This window comes from Nocardia sp. NPDC058499, from assembly GCF_042719915.1.
Lineage (GTDB): Bacteria > Actinomycetota > Actinomycetes > Mycobacteriales > Mycobacteriaceae > Nocardia.
Map to the genome: position 1 here is coordinate 287,387 of NZ_JBHXMZ010000004.1, position 20,564 is coordinate 307,950.

Below are 20,564 nucleotides of genomic sequence, written 5' to 3' on the forward strand. Positions count from 1 at the left end.
CCGGCAACCCTTTACGAACCGTGGGCCGGTCCACCGTCAGGTGGGCCGGCCCACGGTTCGTTTGTCGCGGGGCACCGGCGTTACGTGCAGGAACCCGGCTGACCCGCGACGCCCGCCCAGCACCCGCGCCGCGGTCGCGGGCCGGAACAAGGCCGTGGGCGGATCGAGCAACGCGGCGACGCGCATGAACGCCACGGTGAGCCTGGAGTCGTACGCCGCGGCAGCGTGCAGCCGGCGGATGTAGTTGTTCGCCAGCCGCACCGCGGGCGTACGTTTGCCCGCGACGCCATCGAAGGCGAGGTCACCGCCCGCGGCGAGTTGCCACGGAATGTCGACCCTCGTAGCTATCCGCCGCATAACCTGCCGAGCTCGCGGTATGTGGCCACCTGTCAACGCCGCACGCAGGGCGTCGGCCTCCATCGCCGCAACACTCATACCTTGGCCGTAGATCGGGTTGAAACTGCACAGGGCATCGCCCATGACGACCAGCCGATCCGGGAAGCGCGAGAGTCGCTCGTATCGGTGTCGCTCGCTGGAGGGGAATCGGATACGCGCGGGTTCGCCGACCGGTTCGGCATCGTGGATGGCCTCGTAGATATCGGGTACCGGCAGCGATCTCGCATAATCCACGAAGGCGTCCATATCGACGGGCGGTCTGCTTCCGAGCAGTCCCATCAAGGTCACGATATGACAGCCGTTCTCGATCTCGGCCACGCCCGCGCCCCGGGTCTGTCCGGGCGCCGGAGGTGCGAGGATCGCCCGATCCTGTCCGAGCGCACCCTTGCGTAAGCGCAGCACCACGGTCGTGTAGGCAATATCGGCGGTGATCCGCTGTATCGCCGGCGCGGGGTACCCGAGTGCGGCCAGCCATCGCGGAGTGCGGGAACCGCGGCCCGTGGCGTCGACGACCAGTCCGGCGTCGATGATTTCCGCGGCACTGCTATCTGCGCGGCCGATCACCTCGACGCCTGTGACTCGGCTGTCCGCAGTCCGCAACCCGAGCGCGTCGTGCCGGTCGGCGATGACGATTCCGGGCATCCTCCGAACGCGTTCGCGCACATAGCTTTCCAGTAGTGGGCGGGAGGCGCTGATCACGGTGCCGCCGCCGGGCGCCTGCCGCAGCCGCTGCCCGCCCAGGAAAAGCCTGGCATCACCGGACTGGTCCAGCACCGGGGCCCCGCACGCGCTCAGGTCGGCGCCGAAGCCAGGGAAGAGTTCCTCCAGAATCTGCTGGCCGCGACCCATCAAACCGTGAATATGGCGGCCCTGCGGTACTCCCCGCCGATGTGCGGGCCCGGTCGGTAGCTCGTCACGTTCCACGACGACCACCTCACGGAACGATTCGGCAAGAACGCGCGCGGCGAGCAGTCCGGCCATACTGGCGCCGAGTACGACGGCCCGGTCGCCGCCGCTGATAGCACTGTCGTTCATGGCAACCTCCTCGATATGTGAGGAGTGTGTCCCCGGCGACTACTCAGTCGCCAGGCCGAAAGCTGCTCATTTTTGTTCAGTGCGTCCGCCGCCTGAGAACCCGTGTACGTCGCGCTCCCACAACCATGCGGTCAGCCAGGTGGTTCCGTGGCCCAGATGACGGCGATACGTGCTGAACGGCAGGCCGAGCAGCGCGGCCGCCGATTCCTGGGTCGCGGCGGGGCGTAGATAGGTTCGGTCGACAGCGCGCAGCGATTTGTCACCCCGCGGCTCCTCACCCAGGGCGACCACCGCATCGCGGAGCAATCGCTCCAACGCACCCGCATCCGGTTCGCCGTGCGCGTACTCATGCAGTAACCGCGTGCGGAGCAACGGATTCCGCGCCAGGGCAGCGGGCGCGCGTAGATCGTGCAGCGCCTGTTTGGCCGCCAGGGCGAATTCGGCCTGCGAGAGGACGAGCAGTTCCGGCTCGGCGGGTCGCGCTACCGGAGTGGAATCGCGTGCCAGTGCGCGTTCGGTGACGAATTCGAGCCAGCTGTCCACCGGTATCCGCCGGAAATCGTGCGCGAACAGGCCGTATCGGCGTCCCCCCACCGTGAAGTCGGCGCCGGTCGCGCGGGGCAGATCCGCGGCAGCGAAGTAGGCGTCCCACTGGTCGGGCTCGGCGAGAGCGAGAAAATCCCAGGCCAGATCGGGTGTGCACAGGTATCGCTGCATAGTGAGAATCGGTGTGGCGTTGAGGGTGGGTGAGGGGGCCTGATATGCCGTGCGGTCGATGACGAACCTCGTTTGCGTCACCACATCCCCGTCCCGCAACCGGGCGTCTCGGGTGGCGAAGGCCCATGCCGCTCGCGCTCCCGGGTCGGCGGCGATATCACCGGGATCGGCCCGAGTGAGTTCGAGCAGGGCGAGGAAACCACGTACCTCGCCGTCGTGCTCGCGCAACACGTGGAAGCCGCCGGGTTGCCGGTCGAACCAGTGCGCCGCGATGGCGGCCGACTCGTCTCCCTCCGCGGCCGCTACCAGGGCAACCACGGTCGCGCGGTCGGCAGTTACGGCAGGTTCGGGATAGGCGCCGCCCCAGGATTCCCAGTCGACCGGCGAGAGTACACCCGGAAGATTCCGGAATACGTACTTGAGATCGAAGATGGCGCGCTGCTGGGCCCTGCCGGAGGTGCTGCGCAGCGCCTGCCGGATATGCGTCCACACTCCGTGGAATATTCGCTGATAACCGTCGATATCGCGCCAGCGCAAGTCGGCGTCCAAGGCGTCGCGGGCCAACTCGTGCGGATACAGGCCGTCGCCGCCCGGGTACACGAATGAGAGGTCACGCAGCCAGGCGAACAGTTCGTGCGCGTCGGCGAGGCCGAGCGCATCCCGCAGCAATGACTCGGTGGTCACCCGGGCCAGCGCGCACACCTCGAGTGCCTGCCGATGCCGCTCGGACGGCACTACGTCGACAAAGCGGTGCAGCAGCATCGCCACCAGATCAGGTGGGAGCGGATCCTCCAGCGGGCCGGTGCCGTGCGCGCAGAGGTCGGTGAGCAGGGCGAGCCCGAGGGGATGCCCGTGGCTGACGTCCACGATCCGGCCGTGATGTTCCGGATCCACCTGGTTCACCAGCAAGTACTCGCGCGACTCGGCCGGGCTCAGATTCCGCAGCGCCACCACCCGGAGCAGCCCACCGAGCCCCGTCTCCGCGCGCCACGCGGGGTCCGGCGGCGGCCGGCCCGCGATCACGACGAATGCGGTCGCGGGTAGCCGAGGCAGTAATCGGCGGCGCAGCCAGCCATCGAGCGGGGCCATTCGCTCATAGGTGTCGATGAGCAGGACGAGCCGGTTCGGTGCGGTGATGCGGCCGGTACCGGCCACATCCACCGAGGCGGCGAGCGCGTCGAGAAGGTCAGCGGGAGTCGGAGTGAGCTCCCGGCCGTCGATTCGGACGATGGTGGCGCCGGTCGCGGCCGCCGATTCGGCGATGATATCGAGCAGGCTGGATTTGCCGATCCCACCCGGCCCGTGCAGGTACAGCACCGAAAGCAACGGTTCATCGCATTCGAGCGTCTCTCGCGCCAACGCCAGTTCCGCCGTCCGGCCCACGAAACGATGCCGCCGTCGCTCGGCGAGAAGTTCCCCCAGGCTGCGCTCCGCTGCCATACGTACCTACTTTACCGCCGCGACGCGGAGAATTTGGTGCTCATGCGCTCCGAACTGCTCGACGACTGAGACGCGATGCACCGTCCAGCGAGTGCACGATCTCGAACATGACATTCCATACGGTGCTCACCGATAACGCGGAATTCAGGCCGATAATTGATGTGTACTACGACAACGACGTCGAGGGGGCCGGCCCGGTTCCGGCGGGCTCGAAAGTCGTCTACCACGCTTCGCAGGCTCATCCGGCAGGTACCGGCCGGGCCGGGACAGCTGACCTTCTGAAGAAGTTCGCCGACGAAACTGTCGGCTGCCTCAGTGATGCGACGATCGAGACCGTGGTCTTCAACCCGCCGATTGATGATGGCGATGTGGACCGTTCGATGACGGTGTACTACACCACCGAGTAGCGCATACTCTCGCAGTTCTATCCGAGTCCACCCGCGGCGTGCCCACCCGGACCCTGTTCCTGGACGCTACCCTGCGGGTCGGACCGGTGGGTGCAGGCTCTCGAACATTCGCTCGGAGCTTTCGTGGCCGTATCCGGCGGCGACCTGCCGGTCGATGAGGTTTTTCACCGGGCCGATGATGTCGAGGTCCACGCCGGCGTCGCGGCTGGCGGAAACGATAGTGTCGACGGCGGCTTTGGTGAAGTTCAGGCTCTGGAACGGCACCGAGTAGTCGCCGCTGTCGATCTGCTCGCCCGCGGCGGTCAAGGTCGAGAGAACGGCGCCCATCCATGCTTCGGCGCGGCGGCCGAATTCGGTTGCGGACATTCCGGCCGAACGCACCATCGCGGCGCCGTGGTAATAGCCGGAGAACATTACATACATCCCGGACAGCAGTGCGAAATCGACGAGTGAGGCCTTTCCCGGTTCGGCGCCGAAATACTCCGCGGAGCCCAGTAGTTCGAGAACCTTCCGATGCCGGTCGAAAACCTCTGCCGCGCCGCTGTACAGCAATGCGGAACCCGGTTGTCCGATCATGGGCGGCGTGGCCATGATGCCACCGTCCAGGAACGGAATCCTCTGTCGGGCAGCCCAATCGGCGAGCTCCCGGGCGCCGGCGGGTTCGGTGCTGGTGAGGTTCACCAGGTCACGGCCGGCCAGTATTCCGGTCACCGGGTCGAGGGTTTCGTGGACCGATGCGTGGTCGAACAGGCAGGCGATGACCAGTTCTCCGGCGGCGACGGCTGTTTCGACCGAATCGGTGCCGAGCGCGCCGGCCGCTATCAGTTCGGCGTCCTTGCCGGGGGTTCGGTTCCAGACGGTTGTGGGGTGTCCGGCCTTCACGAAAGCGGCTGCGAGGGCGCTGCCCATCGCGCCGAGTCCGAGCACGGTGACAGGGGTCGGTGCGGGTTGTCCCATCGGGGGTTACTCCTTTTCGAGCACTGGTTCGGCACGTCGTTTGTGCGTGCACCGAGCGTCCCCCGGGTACTGTTGCTCCGGCAAGTACCTACTTTATGGTCCGGTACTTACCAAATAGTATGTATGCAGGTAGTGAGGTCGAACGAATGAGCGATAAGCGATGCGGTCCGTACTTCTGCGGTATCGACGCCGCGATGGACGTTGTCGGTGGCAAATGGAAATCGCTGATTCTGTGGGAGTTGCACGAGAAAGGCGTCCGGCGGTTCGGTGAACTCAAACGCGGGCTGCCCGGGGTCTCCGAGAAGATGCTCATCCAGCAATTGCGGGAGCTGGCCGAGGACGGGATTGTGCACCGCGAGGTGTACCGGGAGGTGCCGCCGCGGGTCGAGTACTCGCTGACCGCCGACGGGACCGCGCTCAACGCCGCGCTGGAACCGCTCGGCCGCTGGGGTGTCGACCGTATCGCCCGGATCGACGCCGAGCGGGTGCACGTCCCCACCTGATCGCCGGCTCGGCGGGGTCGCGTCTGCGCGGGGTTGTCAGAATCCGGATACCGCCGATACCCGGAACGGGGTGGTGGGGCTGCCCGGCCCGAGCGGGCCGCCTTTGTCGAATTGCGAGGCGACGACCAGGGTCGTCTCCGGTCCGCGGACCAGGGTGGTCGGGGTGGCGAGGGTGTCGTCGTGGTGGCGGCCGGTGCGAGTTGCGGTGGTGCCGTCGGGCGACAACTCCCAGCGGGTGAGGGTGTTCTCGGTGTTGTGGGCGACCCGGAGGGTACCGGCGTGGAGGTCGAGGCCGTCACCGAGAGTGAGGTCGCCGCCGTCGAGGGCTACTTTGCTGATTGTGGTGGTGGTGAGGTCGATTCGGTAGAGGTCGCCGCCGGTGGAGTCGACTGTGAGCAGGTAGGACCCGGTGGGGTCGGCGACTATGCCGTTGAGGGTGTAGGCGCCTGGATCGTGGGGTTCCAGGGAGGGGGTCAGGTCGAAGGATTCGGTGAGTTCGCCGTGGCCGCCGGTGCTCATGGCATGGGTGAGGGCGTCGGCGGTGATCCGGTAGACGATTGAGCGGCGGCTGTCGGTGAGATAGGCCGTGCCGTCGGGAGTGAGGGCGATGTCGTTGAGGAATCGGTCTGCCGGGCCGGTGACGTCGAAGCGGGCCAGCAGGGTGCGTGCGGTGAGGTCGTAGACGGTGACGCCGGTGGTGGAGTCGATCACCCAGAGCCGGCCGGCGGGGTCCACGCGTAACCCGTTGGCCGTCCGGCGGCCGTCGGTGCCCGCGGGCAGGAAGACCTCGGCGCGTGGGGTGCCGGGGGTGGCTCGGTAGATGGTGCCGTCGGCAAAGGAGCCGACGTAGATATCGCCGGTCCGTTCGTCCAGGGCGATGCCTTCCGGGTAGACCCGGTCGCCCGGAAGTGCGAAGGCCGTCTCGACTCGGGGTGGCGATGCGGCCGGGGCTGTATCGCCGCAACCGGTGAGAGTAAGGCCCGCGGCAGCCGCCAGAAGTGTGGTTGACCAGCGGAATTTCTGTGGATCGAGCATCGGGTTTCCGGCCTTCCGTTGCTATGCGATAGAGGGCAAATTCTAATTTGAATACGAATATAGATTAGAGCTCTAATGAACGTCAAGGGTCTAATCTTGAAGGGGCTGGATACCATGCCTGCATGACCTCCATGCCCGCCGGCGAGCGCATCGGTTCGTACGTGAAACGCGCGGAACAAGCCCGCACCGCGGCCAAACTCGCCGTGCTGAAGCCGGCGGGGGTCACCGAGGCGCAGTACGCGGCGCTGTTGTTCCTCACCGAGAACCCGGGGATTTCCGCCGCGGCGCTGGCCCGGCTCTGCGGGGTGACGCCGCCCACCATGAACACCGTGCTCACCAACCTCGTCGATCGCGGGCTGATCGAACGCACCCCGCACCCCTGGCACCGGAATGTGCTGGAAACCCGGCTCACCGAGAAAGGCGAATCGGTGATGCACGATGCCGATGCGCGCGCGATTGCCGTGGAGCGGTCCGTCGGCGAGGGGTTCACCGATTCCGAACGGGAAACGTTGTTCCGGTTGCTCAGCCGCTGCGCCGACCTGTTCGACACTGCCCGCGCAGAAGTACCTGCCCGCTTCCGAACCTGAACCTGCGCCCATCCGGACCGCGGCGGCAGGGATAACCGGTGACGACATCGGCGCGCACCGGCCACAGCCTGCCGGCCCGGCATGCAGATCGAGCGAACTGGACGTCTGCCCGCCGGCCGCGCGCCGGGGTCGGGCGCCGACCGGCAGCGCACCCTCCTGTCCTGCTGGGCCAGAATGGTCGGATGAGCGATGCACCGGACAGCGCAGCCGACCCCTATTTGTGGCTCGAAGAGGTCGCCGGCGAGCGGTCGCTGGATTTCGCCCGGGCGAACAACGAAGTGGTGATGCAGCGGTTCGCCGCCGATGACCGCTTCGACCTGTTACAGCGGCGGATCCTGGACATGCTCGATACCGATGCCAAAATTCCGTTTCCGGGCCGGCGCGGGGAATGGTTGTACAACTTCTGGCGTGATGCACAGCATCCGCGAGGGTTGTGGCGACGGACCACTTTCGCCGAGTACCGGAAAACCGAGCCGGAGTGGGATGTCCTCATCGATCTCGATGCGGTCGCCGCGGCCGAGGACGAGAACTGGGTATGGGGCGGGGCGGGGGTGTTGCGGCCGGAGCAATCCCGCGCCCTGATAAGTCTTTCCCGGGGCGGCGCCGATGCCAAGGTCGTGCGCGAATTCGATCTCGGGACACGGGAATTCGTCGCGCCCGAGGCCGGCGGATTCTTCCTGCCCGAGGCGAAATCCCGGCTGAGCTGGATCGATATCGACACCGTGTATGTGGGTACGGATTTCGGGCCCGGCTCGCTCACCGATTCCGGCTATCCGCGGATCGCGAAACGCTGGCACCGCGGTACCGCACTCGAAACCGCGGAAACGGTTTTCGAGGGCGCGGCGACGGATGTTGCGATCAGTGCCGGTTACGATCGCACGCCCGGTTACGAGCGCCACTATGTCGGGCAGGCGACCGATTTCTACAACGAGGACGTCTACCTGCTGCAGGCCGACGGTTCCCGGGTCCGCCTCGAAACCCCTTCCGACGCGGACGAATCCTGGTACAAGGAGTGGCTGCTGGTGCGGTTGAAATCGCCGTGGGAGACCGGTGGGCGCACGTACGTAGCCGGATCACTGATCGTGACGAATTTCGACCGTTTCCTTTCCGGCGAACGCGATTTCGACGTGCTGTTCGAACCCGATGCGCATACCGCGCTGCACGGTTACGGCTGGACCGAGAACCATCTGCTGCTGGTGACCTTGGAAGATGTGCAGACCAAACTGTATGTCCTCACTCCGGGCGACGGCGGTTGGCGCAGTGAGCCCCTCGCCGATACCCCGGCCATGGCCACCACGAGCGTCATGAATCTCGACCCGCTCGAAGGCGGCGACGATTTCATGCTGATGACCAGTGGTTTCACCACGCCGACAACGTTGCTGTCGGGTGTGGTGGGCGCACCGGCGACCGAGTTGAAACAGGCGCCCGCCTTCTTCGACGCGACCGGGATCGAAACCGAACAGTTCTTCGCCCGCTCCGACGACGGCACCATGATCCCGTACTTCGTGATCCGGCATCGCGATAATCGCGGCCGGCCCGCCCCGACGGTGATGTCCGGCTACGGCGGATTCGAGGTTTCCCGCACCCCCGGATACAGCGGGGCATCCGGTATGGGCTGGCTGGAACAGGGCGGCACGTGGGTGATGACGAATATCCGCGGTGGCGGCGAATACGGGCCCGAATGGCATACCTCGGTACAGAAAGCGAACCGGCACAAGGTCTACGAGGATTTCTCGTCGATCGCGCGGGATCTGGTGGAGCGGGGGATCACCACCGCACCGCAATTGGGCGCGGTGGGCGGCAGTAACGGCGGTTTGCTGATGGGTGTGATGCTCACCCGGTATCCGGAATTGTTCGGCGCCCTCGTCTGCCAGGTTCCGCTACTCGATATGCGCCGGTATCACCTGCTGCTGGCCGGGGCGTCGTGGGTCGCGGAATACGGTGACCCCGATATACCGGAGGAATGGGAGTACATCAGCCGCTATTCGCCGTATCAGAAGGCGATGGAAAACGGTGCGGGCGCGACGTATCCGCCGATTCTGCTCACCACCTCCACCCGTGACGACCGGGTCCATCCCGGGCATGCGCGGAAAATGGCGGCGCTGCTCGAAGAGCAGGGGCATCGCGTCTGGTATCACGAGAACATCGAGGGCGGGCACGGCGGTGCCGCGGACAACAAGCAATCGGCGTTCCAGGCGGCGCTCATCTACGAATTCTTCACCCAGATGCTGATCGAGGGCCGTACCTCGAAATAGCCGCTTCAGCGGTCGTGCAGCCATTTCTCGATGCTGTCCACCACCGGGGCCGGGTCGGAGATCCAGCCGTTGTGGCCGAGCTTCCGGGGTTCGTGCCGGCTGGTCTTGTCAGCGGCGGGAAGCTTTTCCAGCAGGTGGCGGGCCGAGGCCGGCGGCGTCAGTTCGTCGCCGGCGAGGGTGATCGACAGTACCGGGAGTTTCAGCCGGGAGATTCGTTCCTCGTAGTCGATATCGGCACCGGCCGGCGTGAACCGGCCGGTGCGGGCCAGCCGCGCCCAATCCGAGATCAGGACCTTGGATTGGCGGCCGAACCCGTTCGGGCCGAGTTTGTCGCCGGGCCAGACACCGGCGAGGTTCGCGGTGAGCGAGACGGCGGCGGTGCCGAGCAGCAATCCCGGGCCCAGGATGCCGCGGAATCCGCGGTAGTACGGGGTGCCGGAGGCGATGAGGATCAGCCCGCCGAGCCGTCCTCGGACCCGCGCCGCGTACAGCACCGAGAGATGCCCGCCCATACTGTGGCCGAGCAGGTACGGGGTGCTGTCCGGGAACCGGGTGCGCACCGCTTCGAAGATCGCCGGGAAATCGACCGCGGCCAGTTCGTGGTAGCCGTAGGAACTGGTAGCGCTCGGTTTCGGTGTGCTGGCACCGTTGCCGCGGAGTTCGCCGACCGCCACATCCACGCCGCGGCGCGCGAGTTCCCGGGCGAAGTACAGGTAGTACTCCCCGGGCACGCCGAGCCCGGGGATCAGCACGAGCACGGGGCGCGGCCGGTCGAGGGTGATCGGATGCCGGTGCGGTCCGGTGGCGGGGATCAGCCGCACCGGGACGGTGCTACCGTCCGGCATCTGGATGGCAACGGTTTCCACGGCGTCAACGCTAGTGGACGCGCGCGGTCGTGGCGGCGCGTCACGCGCGGATGGCGCCGATGATGATGCGGCTCAGCACGCGGATGACCTCGTCCAACGGTCGCTGGGGTTCGTTTCCGCTCCACTCCTCGATCACGTAGTTCACGGCGCCGATGATGGCGAGCATGCGCAGGTCGTAGTCGCCGGTCGGGATCTCGCCGTGCAGCGCGGCGTCCTCGGCGGCGCCGGCGAGGACGGCACTCCAGGCGCGGCGCGATTCGGTGCGTATCTTCTCGACTTTGGCGCCCGCGCCGACGACCTCGACCAGGACCACCCTGGCCCGCCGCATATCGGACCCGAGGGAATGTACGTACGCCCGGACGGCCGCATCGATCCGCTGGATCGCGCTCTGTTCGGCGCTGTGGTCCAGCGATGCCAGCACTGCCGACCGGGATTCGCGGTCGATGAGGGTGAAGAGTTCGAGAAGTAAGGATTCGCGGCCGGTGAACTCCTCGTAGAACTGACGCGAGGACAACCCCGCGTCTTTGCAAATCGCACCGACCGAGCTATTGGCGTACCCGTCGCGGGCAAAAACCGTCAGGCCGGATTCGAGAAAACGTGCGCGTCGCTCGCGTTGCCGATCTTCTACGGGCTGGCCGGCATACCTTCGTCCCGAATTCGCTTCCTGTGACATCGCGCAGAACAATACCGAAAAGCCCGATCCCCTCGTCATCGATCGGGCCTTTCGCAGCGCACCGGCCGGAGCCCGCGGGTTTGCCGAAAGTTGGCTGCTCGCAGGCATGGTCGCCGGTAAAACCGCCAAACCGGACATTACCGGGTCGAGGTCCGGATGCCGCATTTTAGAGGGAAATAATAGAATAATTCTCGGTAGCCGCGTGGAGTCGAGGTAATTACCGGGAAACACATAGTGTCAACCCTATGGGAACCGCACTCCTGTACGGACTCGGTACGGCAATTCCATTGGTGATCGGTGCGGCCATCGGGCTGCGCACCACATTGCCCAAACCATTGCTCGCTTCGTTGATGGCCTTCGGTGCGGGCACCATGATCGCCGCGGTCTCCAACGAATTGTTCGAACCCGCCTTCCTCCAGGCCGGCGCCGTCACCGCCGGCGCCGCACTGTTCCTGGGTGCCGCCGTCTACGTGGTGGCCAACCGATTCCTCGAACGAAAGGGCGGCGGCGCGGCCGTCGGCTGGGCCCTCATGCTCGGAACCGTCCTCGACGGTGTTCCCGAGAACACGGCACTCGGGGTCACGCTCGGGTCCGGTGGCGGGCTGGCGCTGCTGGTGGCCATCGCGGTCGGCAACGTGCCCGAGGCGATCGGCGGATCCGCGCTGCTGCGCCGGGAACGCGATGTCTCCACCCGCAAGGCGTTCGGTCTGTGGGTTTCGACGGGGGTCGCGCTGGTCGTGGTCACCGTGGCCGGGCATATGCTCGCCGAACATCTCGGTGCGACCCCGATCAGTGCCATCCAGGCCTTCGCCGGTGGCGCCACGGTCGCCGTCCTCGCCGATTCCCTCATGCCGGAGGCCTATCGCGAGGGCGGCTGGTGGGTCGGTATCGCGACCGCGGCGGGTTTTCTGGTCGCTTTCCTCCTGGGCTGAAACCCGGCACGGGTGGGGTGGGCCCGGCCACGGGGAGAGAGTTAGGCTCGACACCGTGACTTCCCACTACGATGTCGTCGTTCTCGGTGCTGGTCCCGGCGGTTACGTCGCCGCGATCCGCGCCGCTCAACTCGGCCTGCGAACAGCGATCGTCGAGCAGAAATACTGGGGTGGCGTATGCCTGAACGTGGGCTGCATCCCGTCCAAGGCGCTGCTGCGCAATGCGGAGCTGGCTCATATCTTCACCAAGGAAGCGAAAACCTTCGGTATCACGGGGGAGGCGTCGTTCGATTTCGGGGCGGCGTTCGATCGGAGCCGTAAGGTCGCGGACGGCCGGGTCAAGGGCGTCCACTTCCTGATGAAAAAGAACAAGATCACCGAATACGACGGTAAGGGCTCGTTCACCGATCCCAACACCATCGCGGTGGAACTCAGCAAGGGCGGTACGGAGTCGATCACCTTCGACAATGTCATCATCGCCACCGGCACCGAGACCAAACTGCTGCCGGGTACCTCGCTGAGCCGCAATGTCGTCACCTATGAGGAGCAGATCCTCACCCGTGACCTGCCCGGTTCGATCCTGATCGTCGGCGCCGGTGCCATCGGGATGGAGTTCGGCTACGTGCTGCGCAACTACGGCGTGGACGTGCGGATCGTGGAATTCCTGGACCGCGCGCTGCCCAACGAGGACGCCGATGTGTCCAAGGAGATCACCAAGGCGTACAAGAAGCTGGGGATCACCATCTCCACCGGTGCCGCCGTGCAGTCGATCGACGACGACGGTTCGAAGGTCACCGTGGCGATCAAGGACAACAAGTCCGGCCAGGTGGAGACGGTTACGGTCGACAAGGTGCTGCAGGCCGTCGGGTTCGCGCCCCGCGTCGAGGGCTACGGGCTGGAGAACACCGGGGTCGCGCTCACCGAGCGTGGCGCCATCGCCATCGACGACAATATGCGCACCAATGTGGGGCATATCTACGCCATCGGCGACGTCACCGCCAAGCTGCAGCTCGCGCATGTCGCGGAAGCCCAAGGTGTGGTCGCGGCCGAGACCATCGGCGGCGCGGAAACCCTCACCCTGGGCGATTACCGGATGATGCCGCGCGCCACCTTCTGCCAGCCGCAGGTCGCCAGCTTCGGGCTCACCGAACAGCAGGCGCGCGACGAGGGCTACGACGTGAAGGTCGCGACCTTCCCGTTCACCGCCAACGGCAAGGCGCACGGCCTGGGTGACGCCACCGGTTTCGTCAAGCTGATCTCGGACAACAAGTACGGCGAGCTGATCGGCGGGCATCTGATCGGCCCGGACGTCTCCGAACTGCTGCCGGAACTCACCCTGGCCCAGAAGTGGGACCTCACGGTGAACGAACTGGCCCGCAACGTGCATACGCACCCGACGCTGAGCGAGGCGTTGCAGGAGGCCATTCACGGCCTGGCCGGCCATATGATCAACTTCTGATCGTATTCCGGTCGATTCGGCCAGAAGGCCCGGAGTGGAATCCACCGCTCCGGGCCTTATGCGTTTTCGGGCAGAGGGCGCTCTCTGGACTGATCGTCTCGCCCATCGGCAGACGACGAGGTTCAGTTCGATTGCGGGCACGAGGTACCTCGTGCCCGCAGGCTCAGTCGGCAAGCGGTGGTGAAGCCCGGTAACGAATGTCAGGTGGACCGTGGAGCCGGACAGATTGTTCAAAAGGATGTCGGCCCGGCAGTTTGCGGCGTTCACCAGCCTCTATAAGCCGTCCTTGCTCGGTGCGGACGGCCGGATCGTTGGCCCGGCACGAACAAGTGGTGTGCGCGGCGGCGGGCCTGACCGGCCGCACCGGTCACGCTCCCTGGCGGTGAGCGGCCGGCTCAGAATTCGTCGCGGGGGACGCGGAGTGTCTGGATGGTGGCGGCGAGGCCCTCGTACTGGTTGACCAGCAGGACGATTTCGATCAGGCGTTTATCGTCGTAGTAGGTGGCCAGGTGGTTCCAGGTGGAGTCGTCGATATCGCGAGTCTGCACCAGTTGGTCTACTGCGGTCAGGAGGGCTCGGTGTTTATCGGTCCAGCCGTCCGCGCCCGCGCCCTGGCGGATCCGGTCCAGGATTTCCGGGGTGACTCCGGCGCGGCGGCCGAGGCGGATGTGGTGGTCGGTTTCGTAGGCGCAGTCGCGTAGGTGGGCGACGCGCAGGATCACCAGTTCGCTGTCGTGGCGGCGCAAACGGCCGGCGGGCATCAGCATTCCCGAGAAATGCAGCCAGCCGCGGAACAGGCGGCCGGTGCGGCCGAGGGTACTGAACAGTTGCGCGTCCGAGGTGCCCGAGGCGCGGGACAGTACCTGCCAGGCGGCCCAGTTGATCGGTCCCAGCTCGCGCAGGCGGCCGGGGGCGATCCGGGGTGGCGACGCCGAAACCATCATTCTGCCCCTTTCGGTGGAAGTCGTTATCTGCCGCTACCGGATTCCGGCAGCGTGCGGTTGCCTGCGAACCTACCTGTCTCGAAGGGTCACGGCTTGCCGGAACCGGCGCCGATCAACTCCGAAACCGTGACGAACCGGTAGCCGTCGGCCCGCAGTTTCTCGACGATCGGGCCGATCGCCGCCCGCGACGCGGCACCGCTGCCGAACATGGTGTGCAGCAGGATTATCGATCCGGGCCGAACCTGGTCGAGGGTCGAGGCCACGATCGCGGCGGCGGAGCTGTTCCCGGCTTCCGGTTCCACATCCCAGGTGACTGTGGTGCGGTCGTGGTCGGACAGGTAATTCGGCAGCGCCCACAATTTCTTGCCGTACGGCGGACGGAACGTGATGTCGCCCTGATAGCCCGTCTTGCGGATCTCGGTATCGGTGCGTTCCACCTCGTCGGCGACCGTTCCGGACGAGACCAGCACCATGCGGCGGTGGTTGTAGGTGTGGTTGCCGATCTCGTGACCGGCTGCGGCGATCGCCCGGCCCAGTTCGGGGCGAGCGGCCAGATCGCGGCCGTTGAGGTAGAAGGTTGCGGGTATATCGGCGGCGGCGAGCAGATCGAGTACTGCACCGGCGTGTTCGCTGGGGCCGTCGTCCAGGGTCAGCGCGACTACTTTCTCGTCCGTCTCCACCCGGTCCACCAGCCGTCCGGCCAGCTGGTAGGTGCGGGAATTCATCAGGAAGTATCCGCCGGCGAGCACCACCAGTACCGTCACCAGACCGAGTGCCGCCCAGATCATCCACCGCCGCATCCAAGCTATATACCAGGAGTGTTGCGCGCGAACCACTCGGAAAGCCGGACATCCCGGGTGGTCGTGCACGCGCCGGCGTCCCCTCGCCGGCGCCGTCTGACGTGCACCGCGGCCGCTGAACAGCCGGCAACCTGGACAAGGCCCGCCAGCTGCTGTGGCCGGTGAAGAAGAAACCCATTCGGCAGGTTCGGTTACCGGCCGCCGCGTCACCAGGTGCGCGCCAGGCCGGGCCGGGCCGGTGGCTCAAGCGGACCGGGTATCGCGGTCCGGTCGGCCGGTGCCGGGGTGCTGCCGGCGGCGCTCGCGTTTACCGCGCGCGACTTCGGTGGCGAGCGCGTCGAGCGGCTGTGCGAACGGCGCCATCGGATCGAGCAGGGCGGCCAGCCAATCCCGGGCCGCGGCGATACCGTCCGGGTCCAGCGTGTAGATCCGCTGGGTTCCCGCCGGTCGTACCCGCAGCAGCCCGGCCGCGCGGAGCACTTTGAGATGCTGCGAGACGGCGGGCTGGGAGATCGGGGTATGCGCGCGGACCCCGGCCACGAGCGCACCGGCCGGCTGTTCACCGGCGGCTACCAGAGCCAGGATGGTGCGCCGGACCGGGTCGGCGAGTGCCTCGAATACGGCGGGCGGAACAGGACTCGACATCAGGACTGCTGATCTTCCTCCGGGACGGTGGTGTAGAACGCCAGTGTCGCCTCGGCGGCCGGCCGGGCGAGGGCGGGGTCGTCGCCGTCGGCTATCGCCGCTTCGGCCCATGCGGTGGCCGCGGTGCGCACGAACGTTTTGCCCTCGGGAGTGGCCGGGAACTCCAGGGCGGCATCCTGGTCGACGCCCGCGCCGGTGTCCAGGTGCAGGCCCAGCCCCATGAGGCCCAGATCCCAGCCCACGCCCACCGCTCCGGGGCCGAATTGTGTCCACATATCCGGATCCACCGGCGCTTCGTGCAGCAATTCCAAAGTGGTTCCCTCGGCGGCCGGATCGAGCCGGATTTCCAGCCAGGAGATCATCGGGCCCATTTCCCAGGTGACGGCGAACCGTTTCGGCGGCTCGCATTCTTCGACGGTACCGCCGGCATTTCCCTCGAGCTGATATCTGCCGCCTACGGACAGGTCCCCGCTGATGGGCAGGAACCAGCGCGGTATCCGGCCGATATCGGTGAGCGCATTCCAGAGATCGTCCGGGCCCGTGCCGTAGGTGCGCCGGGCGACGGCGATCCTGGTCGGCGTACCTCGGCGTTCGCCGGTGCGGACTTCCCGGGTCACGAGTCCGGCGACGGTGACGGGATCGATGAGCATGGCCACGTTGTCCTCCTTTGATAAGTTGCTACTTATATTAGTCGAGTGGGTTCGAGCGCGCTACCGGCACCTCGTCTCGTGTCCCGGTCGAGGCCGCTGCGCCGATCGGTCGCGTGATGTCTCCGGCCGGGCCGATGCGGAATGGGCCGTTTCGCGTGCCCGAATTTCTCCGTAATCCCGGGTTGCTGTACGGAAAAAACGCGTCCCTGTGGGTCCGGTCCGGAAAAACCGCATTCCCCACCGTCCCTATGCGGTAAATCGGTATCGCCGATCGGTACCCGGCCGTGGTGCGGGCCCTACTATCGGCCCAGGGTCGGAGAACTGCATCCGGTCGCAGCGAAAGGCGCATCCCACTGATGACTGATCACGAATCCGGGATCGGGCGCCGGATTGCTTATTACCGGGCCCGAAAAGGATTGTCCCAACGTGATTTCGCGCCGCTGATCAAACGGTCCGAGGCATGGGTGTCACAGGTGGAACGCGGGGTGCGGCCCGTCAAGGCACTCGATGTGCTGCAGCGGATCGCCGACGTCCTGGATATGCCGGTGGCGGAGCTGGCGCCGAGCGCGCCCACTGCCCGGGTGGAACCGGTTCCGGCGCATACCCGGGCCCTGCGTCTGCTGCTGGTCACCGACCATGTCCTCGCAGCGGCCGTGGCAGAGCCGGAGGTGCGGCCCGATCTCGACCGGCTTGCCGAACAGGTCGACGAGGTCTGGACCTGCGCACGCCGGGCGCGCTACGCCGAACTGTATACGTTGCTCGAAGATCTGCTGCCGCAACTCGAAACTGCTACCGCGACTCGGGATCCCGGTCGGGCCGACGAACTCCTGGCCGAAACCTGCCAGGTGTGGGCGGTCGCATTGGCCGAATTGCAGCAGTTCGACGCCGCCTGGGCCGCCGCCGAACGCGCGATGCGGGTGGCGCAGCGTCGCGCGGATCCGGTGCTCATGGCGGCCTGCGCATTCCGGCGCACCATTGTTTTCCAGCGTGGGCAGCGTCTCGACCTCGCCCGGCAGACAGCCGATAGTGCGCGGGCCGCCCTGGAAGTACTGCTGAACCAACCGGCATCGCAAGCGCTGGTCGTCTACGGTGCGTTGACACTGCAGTCCGCGCTGATCGCTGCCCGGATGGAGGACGCCGAGCGCGTTCGCGAGTTGCTGGACAGCGCCCACAAGGCGGCGAGCGCCGTCGGGGCCGACCGGGAGGAGTACCGGATCGAATTCGGCCCGGCCGCCGTCGCTCTGCACGAGGTCGCCGCCGCGGTGGAACTCGGTGATGCGGGGACCGCGATCCGGCTTGCGGCCCAGATCAATACGGACCGCCTTCCGGATTTCCCCCGCGCCCGGCTGCTGGTCGATACCGCTCGAGCGTGGGCGCAGCGGCGCCGGCCGGACCGTGCGCTGGCCCTGCTCCTCGACGCGGAGGCGCTCGCCCCGGAGTATCTCGCCCGGCAGCGGTCGGTGCGGTCGACGATTGTGGATCTGCTCAGCATGGATCACCGCACCCCCGGGCTCGGCGAGTTCGCGCGGCGTATCGGTGTGGATGCGCCGCCCGTGCATCCGGCGGAAGCCGGTAGGGAGAGCGCTCGTACCGCAATGCGGGCGGCTCGCGGCCCGCGGACGCTGTGAGGGCGTATCCGGCAACTCCGATCGGCACGGCCGCCGACAGCGATGTGGACTCCGGGGCGGATCGTTCGGGACGCCGGATGGCCGGGTTTGCGGAATCCGCGGCCGGCGCGACTCGTATGCCGTACCGGGCTCAGGCGCCCGGCCAGAAGTCCCGCAGCTCCGTGGCGGCCGCGGCAGCTTGGCGCAGCCCGGATTCGTAGGACGGGACCAGTGCGGCCGCGCCGAAAAGGTCGGGACCGAAGGCGGCGACCGCGATCTCGTCCGGCGCGATCGTGACCTCGCGGACGGCACCGACGTTCCGATCGGCCCGGGCCCGGGGGTACAGGTGCGCGAGTGGTTCGAGGATCACCACCGCGTCGTAACCGGCGGCGAGGTCGGCGTTGATGGTGGAGCGCACCCCGCCGTCGATGTAGTGGCGTCCGGCGATCTCGATCGGCGGAAAAACACCCGGGACCGCGGTGCTGGCGGCCAGCGCCTGCACGAGGGTGGCGGCATCGTCGCGGGTCCAGGCGGTGAGCGCACCCGAACCGATATCGATGGAGGTGACCAGCAGATCGTGGTCGGGCCAATCGGCGAAATCCACCAGTGCGCCGATCCGTTTCAGGTGTTCGGCGGGATCGCCGGTATCCGCGCCCAGCGCCAGTTCGCCCACGCGCTGCAGGGCGAGGTCGCGGTCTTGATCGACGGCGCGCAGCAGAGTGGTGATCTCGAGCAGTACGCCGTAGTCGTGCGCGGGTGCCGCTGCGGGCGGTTCGGCCGAGTCTGGGCGTGGGGTGAGCAGGCTGGAGAGATCCGTGCCGGCGGCGATGGCCGAGCCCACCACCGCTCCGGCCGAGGTGCCGATGATGCGATCGGCACGCGCCAAATCTATTCCGGCCGCCCGTAATCCATGGGCGAGGCCGGCCAGCCAGGTTATTCCGACGGGTCCACCGCCTCCCAATACCAGGGCGATGGTGGTTTCTCGGTGCGATACGGCGTCGGGCATGGCAGCAGGTTAGCCAAAACTCGAACCGCATGCTCGGTTCGGTGGCCCGCGGAAACGCGGCACGCCCGGCCCCGGTCATGTGAAGCAGATCACGGTGTAACGCGCGGGTCCGTCAGGTAGAAATAACTACGTACGATGTACGTAGTTTTCGAGCACGTGGAGGCCGCATGCGCACAACCGGAACCGCCATTTCACTCAACGTCGCCGATCCGGCCGCCTCGGCGGGTTTCGTCTCCGCGTATTTCGGGTTCACCGAGCAGATGTCGGCCGACGGATTCGTCTCCCTGTCCCATCCCGATGCCGGCGTGAACCTCATCTACCTGCGCACCGGGCTGTCCACGTTCAAACCGGCCCGTATCGCGGGGGCCGCGGGCGACGGTCTGCTCGTGGCGTTCGTGGTGGCCGATATCGATACCGAATACGCGCGTCTACAGGCGGCGGGCGCACCGATCGTCACGCCGATCGAGACCGAGGAATGGGGTGAACGCTATTTCCAGACAACGGATCCGAACGGCATCGTCTACCAGTTGGTGCAGTGGGTCGACTGATCCCCGACCGGCCGGATATCCCGGAATATCGGCCACTGATTACTGATTCACCCGAGCCGTAGCCCATAGGAGTGGTACGAAAGGGGCTGGTGGGTGAAGATCGACAGTGGGGGGTCAGTGGTGGTACCGGGAGCAACGGCACGCAGCAGAGGTGGAACACGATGCTGGTGAAGGTCGACGATCGGGCGGAACTTTCCGCTGCCGAGCGGGAATTCGTGGAATGCCTGCGGCAACTGCCGTCGACCGGGCTGGCGATCGTCGACCTCAGAGTGGGGACCCAGCGCGGCACCAAGCAGATCGGTGCGGTGGTCTGGACTCCACAGGGCATCCTCGTGGTGGAGGTGATCGGTTTCCGCAGCAAGCAGAGCGGAATGCTGGCCGTCTCCACCGAACGTCCCTGGCGGGTGGGTGACATCGCCGCCGACCTGGATCTGGAACTCGGGGCCGACCCGGTGCGCCGCGTGGAGAGTGCCCTACGGGAGGTGCAGTTCACGTTCGAACGTGCCTCCTACGACCCCGGCCACCTGTGCGGTGCGGTGGCGCTGATCCCGCAGCGGGGTGCGGTGTTACGCCCGGCACGCGAGACGCTGCGACCGGGTCTCGATGTGGTGGTGGGCAATACCGCCGAGCCCACCGAGTTGCGGATCTTCCTGGAGAATTTCGCTCCCGGGCCGCCGCGCTGGACGCTCGGCCGGGTCTGTGCGGCGACCCGGGCGCTCACCGGCTGGGCGCCCGACCGCGGCGAATTGATCGCCGCCGGGTTCGAGGACAAACTGCCGGAGCCGCCGAAGAAGCCGCGCACATGGCCGCTGCGGCGCCCGGATTCGCGGCGCGCGCACGATCTGATCGGCTGGGCGGTGCTGGCGGTCGCGGTATTCGGCATGCTCATCGTGCTGGGGGCAATCGCCGGGTCCCTGATCACCGATGGTCCCGCCGCCGAACCTGCGGCGCCCAGTAGCAGTGCCGACCCGACGGTGCCGCCGCCGACCGGTCCGGCGGAGTGCTGGCCGCTGCAGGCGGATTGCTGAATAGGCCGGGAATGCCCGGTCCGGGGTGGCTACCGGTTGGTAAGGCTACGGTTGCGTAGCCGTTGTGCGGTCCG

20 protein-coding genes are annotated in these 20,564 nt (G+C 66.8%); 9 read left to right on the top strand and 11 right to left on the bottom strand.

Features of this window, described 5'->3' with window-relative positions; genetic code table 11:
* Positions 1 to 36: 36 nt before the first annotated feature.
* Together ACFWPH_RS14990 and ACFWPH_RS14995 are read right to left on the bottom strand one after the other, a co-directional pair.
* The gene (locus ACFWPH_RS14990; RefSeq protein ID WP_378751243.1) at positions 37 to 1,431 is read right to left on the bottom strand and encodes an FAD-dependent oxidoreductase; all 1,395 of its coding nucleotides are present in this window, start codon (positions 1,429 to 1,431) and stop codon (positions 37 to 39) included.
* Positions 1,432 to 1,497: 66 nt separating this feature from the next.
* Positions 1,498 to 3,588 carry an ATP-binding protein gene (locus tag ACFWPH_RS14995; RefSeq protein ID WP_378751245.1) on the bottom strand — a complete coding sequence of 697 codons (2,091 nt, stop codon included), beginning with the start codon at positions 3,586 to 3,588 and terminating at the stop codon, positions 1,498 to 1,500.
* Between the two features lie 122 nt (positions 3,589 to 3,710).
* Here ACFWPH_RS14995 and ACFWPH_RS15000 point away from each other — a divergent pair, with 122 nt between their 5' ends.
* The gene (locus ACFWPH_RS15000) at positions 3,711 to 3,995 is read left to right on the top strand and encodes a hypothetical protein (RefSeq protein ID WP_378751247.1); all 285 of its coding nucleotides are present in this window, start codon (positions 3,711 to 3,713) and stop codon (positions 3,993 to 3,995) included.
* 66 nt (positions 3,996 to 4,061) lie between these two features.
* On the opposite strand, the gene ACFWPH_RS15005 is transcribed toward ACFWPH_RS15000, so the two are convergent.
* Entirely contained in the window at positions 4,062 to 4,952 is an 891-nt protein-coding gene (locus ACFWPH_RS15005; protein ID WP_378751249.1) for an NAD(P)-dependent oxidoreductase, read from the bottom strand.
* A gap of 146 nt (positions 4,953 to 5,098) precedes the next feature.
* Between ACFWPH_RS15005 and ACFWPH_RS15010 the strand changes: the two genes are divergently transcribed.
* Positions 5,099 to 5,455, top strand: coding sequence for a winged helix-turn-helix transcriptional regulator (locus ACFWPH_RS15010; RefSeq protein WP_378751251.1), 357 nt, complete (start codon positions 5,099 to 5,101; stop codon positions 5,453 to 5,455).
* A gap of 36 nt (positions 5,456 to 5,491) precedes the next feature.
* Here the strand turns inward: ACFWPH_RS15010 and ACFWPH_RS15015 are convergent, their stop codons facing one another.
* On the bottom strand, positions 5,492 to 6,490 hold the full coding sequence (locus ACFWPH_RS15015) for an SMP-30/gluconolactonase/LRE family protein (protein ID WP_378751253.1): 999 nt from the start codon (positions 6,488 to 6,490) through the stop codon (positions 5,492 to 5,494).
* A 122-nt stretch (positions 6,491 to 6,612) separates the two neighbouring features.
* Between ACFWPH_RS15015 and ACFWPH_RS15020 the strand changes: the two genes are divergently transcribed.
* A complete protein-coding gene (locus ACFWPH_RS15020) occupies positions 6,613 to 7,077 on the top strand; it encodes a MarR family winged helix-turn-helix transcriptional regulator (RefSeq protein ID WP_378751255.1) in 465 nt (154 codons plus the stop codon).
* Between the two features lie 182 nt (positions 7,078 to 7,259).
* Positions 7,260 to 9,332, top strand: coding sequence for a prolyl oligopeptidase family protein (locus ACFWPH_RS15025; RefSeq protein ID WP_378751256.1), 2,073 nt, complete (start codon positions 7,260 to 7,262; stop codon positions 9,330 to 9,332).
* A gap of 5 nt (positions 9,333 to 9,337) precedes the next feature.
* Here ACFWPH_RS15025 and ACFWPH_RS15030 read toward each other — a convergent pair whose 3' ends face one another.
* Complete coding sequence (locus ACFWPH_RS15030) at positions 9,338 to 10,198, bottom strand: alpha/beta fold hydrolase (protein WP_378751257.1); 861 nt, start codon at positions 10,196 to 10,198, stop codon at positions 9,338 to 9,340.
* Positions 10,199 to 10,238: 40 nt separating this feature from the next.
* On the bottom strand, positions 10,239 to 10,871 hold the full coding sequence (locus ACFWPH_RS15035) for a TetR/AcrR family transcriptional regulator (RefSeq protein WP_378751258.1): 633 nt from the start codon (positions 10,869 to 10,871) through the stop codon (positions 10,239 to 10,241).
* Between the two features lie 245 nt (positions 10,872 to 11,116).
* On the opposite strand from ACFWPH_RS15035, the gene ACFWPH_RS15040 reads away from it, so the two are divergent.
* The gene (locus ACFWPH_RS15040) at positions 11,117 to 11,803 is read left to right on the top strand and encodes a ZIP family metal transporter (RefSeq protein WP_378751260.1); all 687 of its coding nucleotides are present in this window, start codon (positions 11,117 to 11,119) and stop codon (positions 11,801 to 11,803) included.
* Between the two features lie 55 nt (positions 11,804 to 11,858).
* A complete protein-coding gene (lpdA, locus tag ACFWPH_RS15045) occupies positions 11,859 to 13,262 on the top strand; it encodes a dihydrolipoyl dehydrogenase (RefSeq protein ID WP_378751262.1) in 1,404 nt (467 codons plus the stop codon).
* 395 nt (positions 13,263 to 13,657) lie between these two features.
* Here lpdA and ACFWPH_RS15050 read toward each other — a convergent pair whose 3' ends face one another.
* The 4 genes from ACFWPH_RS15050 to ACFWPH_RS15065 form a co-directional block, all read right to left on the bottom strand.
* Positions 13,658 to 14,203, bottom strand: a complete 546-nt coding sequence (locus ACFWPH_RS15050) for a carboxymuconolactone decarboxylase family protein (protein ID WP_378751760.1) — start codon at positions 14,201 to 14,203, stop codon at positions 13,658 to 13,660.
* 89 nt (positions 14,204 to 14,292) lie between these two features.
* A complete protein-coding gene (locus tag ACFWPH_RS15055; RefSeq protein WP_378751264.1) occupies positions 14,293 to 15,006 on the bottom strand; it encodes a polysaccharide deacetylase family protein in 714 nt (237 codons plus the stop codon).
* Positions 15,007 to 15,249: 243 nt separating this feature from the next.
* The gene (locus tag ACFWPH_RS15060; protein ID WP_378751266.1) at positions 15,250 to 15,651 is read right to left on the bottom strand and encodes an ArsR/SmtB family transcription factor; all 402 of its coding nucleotides are present in this window, start codon (positions 15,649 to 15,651) and stop codon (positions 15,250 to 15,252) included.
* Complete coding sequence (locus tag ACFWPH_RS15065; RefSeq protein ID WP_378751762.1) at positions 15,651 to 16,301, bottom strand: SRPBCC family protein; 651 nt, start codon at positions 16,299 to 16,301, stop codon at positions 15,651 to 15,653. Before ACFWPH_RS15065 ends, ACFWPH_RS15060 begins: the two co-directional genes overlap by 1 nt.
* Positions 16,302 to 16,657: 356 nt before the next feature.
* Here ACFWPH_RS15065 and ACFWPH_RS15070 point away from each other — a divergent pair, with 356 nt between their 5' ends.
* On the top strand, positions 16,658 to 17,929 hold the full coding sequence (locus ACFWPH_RS15070; RefSeq protein ID WP_378751268.1) for a helix-turn-helix domain-containing protein: 1,272 nt from the start codon (positions 16,658 to 16,660) through the stop codon (positions 17,927 to 17,929).
* 130 nt (positions 17,930 to 18,059) lie between these two features.
* On the opposite strand, the gene ACFWPH_RS15075 is transcribed toward ACFWPH_RS15070, so the two are convergent.
* Complete coding sequence (locus ACFWPH_RS15075) at positions 18,060 to 18,914, bottom strand: patatin-like phospholipase family protein (RefSeq protein ID WP_378751270.1); 855 nt, start codon at positions 18,912 to 18,914, stop codon at positions 18,060 to 18,062.
* 167 nt (positions 18,915 to 19,081) lie between these two features.
* Here ACFWPH_RS15075 and ACFWPH_RS15080 point away from each other — a divergent pair, with 167 nt between their 5' ends.
* Together ACFWPH_RS15080 and ACFWPH_RS15085 are read left to right on the top strand one after the other, a co-directional pair.
* A complete protein-coding gene (locus ACFWPH_RS15080; RefSeq protein ID WP_378751272.1) occupies positions 19,082 to 19,462 on the top strand; it encodes a VOC family protein in 381 nt (126 codons plus the stop codon).
* A 161-nt stretch (positions 19,463 to 19,623) separates the two neighbouring features.
* The gene (locus ACFWPH_RS15085; protein WP_378751274.1) at positions 19,624 to 20,490 is read left to right on the top strand and encodes a nuclease-related domain-containing protein; all 867 of its coding nucleotides are present in this window, start codon (positions 19,624 to 19,626) and stop codon (positions 20,488 to 20,490) included.
* Positions 20,491 to 20,564: the final 74 nt, after the last annotated feature.

Bases quoted from the DNA above. Each gene is read 5' to 3' on its own strand.
- ACFWPH_RS15020 (WP_378751255.1), top strand. From the start codon at position 6,613: ATGACCTCCATGCCCGCCGGCGAGCGCATCGGTTCGTACGTGAAACGC.
- ACFWPH_RS15040 (WP_378751260.1), top strand. From the start codon at position 11,117: ATGGGAACCGCACTCCTGTACGGACTCGGTACGGCAATTCCATTGGTG.
- ACFWPH_RS15035 (WP_378751258.1), bottom strand. From the start codon at position 10,871: ATGTCACAGGAAGCGAATTCGGGACGAAGGTATGCCGGCCAGCCCGTA.
- ACFWPH_RS15015 (WP_378751253.1), bottom strand. From the start codon at position 6,490: ATGCTCGATCCACAGAAATTCCGCTGGTCAACCACACTTCTGGCGGCT.
- ACFWPH_RS14990 (WP_378751243.1), bottom strand. From the start codon at position 1,431: ATGAACGACAGTGCTATCAGCGGCGGCGACCGGGCCGTCGTACTCGGC.
- ACFWPH_RS15025 (WP_378751256.1), top strand. From the start codon at position 7,260: ATGAGCGATGCACCGGACAGCGCAGCCGACCCCTATTTGTGGCTCGAA.
- ACFWPH_RS15065 (WP_378751762.1), bottom strand. From the start codon at position 16,301: ATGCTCATCGATCCCGTCACCGTCGCCGGACTCGTGACCCGGGAAGTC.
- ACFWPH_RS15080 (WP_378751272.1), top strand. From the start codon at position 19,082: ATGCGCACAACCGGAACCGCCATTTCACTCAACGTCGCCGATCCGGCC.
- ACFWPH_RS15070 (WP_378751268.1), top strand. From the start codon at position 16,658: ATGACTGATCACGAATCCGGGATCGGGCGCCGGATTGCTTATTACCGG.
- ACFWPH_RS15075 (WP_378751270.1), bottom strand. From the start codon at position 18,914: ATGCCCGACGCCGTATCGCACCGAGAAACCACCATCGCCCTGGTATTG.
- ACFWPH_RS15050 (WP_378751760.1), bottom strand. From the start codon at position 14,203: ATGGTTTCGGCGTCGCCACCCCGGATCGCCCCCGGCCGCCTGCGCGAG.
- ACFWPH_RS15085 (WP_378751274.1), top strand. From the start codon at position 19,624: ATGCTGGTGAAGGTCGACGATCGGGCGGAACTTTCCGCTGCCGAGCGG.
- ACFWPH_RS14995 (WP_378751245.1), bottom strand. From the start codon at position 3,588: ATGGCAGCGGAGCGCAGCCTGGGGGAACTTCTCGCCGAGCGACGGCGG.
- ACFWPH_RS15010 (WP_378751251.1), top strand. From the start codon at position 5,099: ATGAGCGATAAGCGATGCGGTCCGTACTTCTGCGGTATCGACGCCGCG.
- ACFWPH_RS15060 (WP_378751266.1), bottom strand. From the start codon at position 15,651: ATGTCGAGTCCTGTTCCGCCCGCCGTATTCGAGGCACTCGCCGACCCG.
- ACFWPH_RS15005 (WP_378751249.1), bottom strand. From the start codon at position 4,952: ATGGGACAACCCGCACCGACCCCTGTCACCGTGCTCGGACTCGGCGCG.
- ACFWPH_RS15055 (WP_378751264.1), bottom strand. From the start codon at position 15,006: ATGCGGCGGTGGATGATCTGGGCGGCACTCGGTCTGGTGACGGTACTG.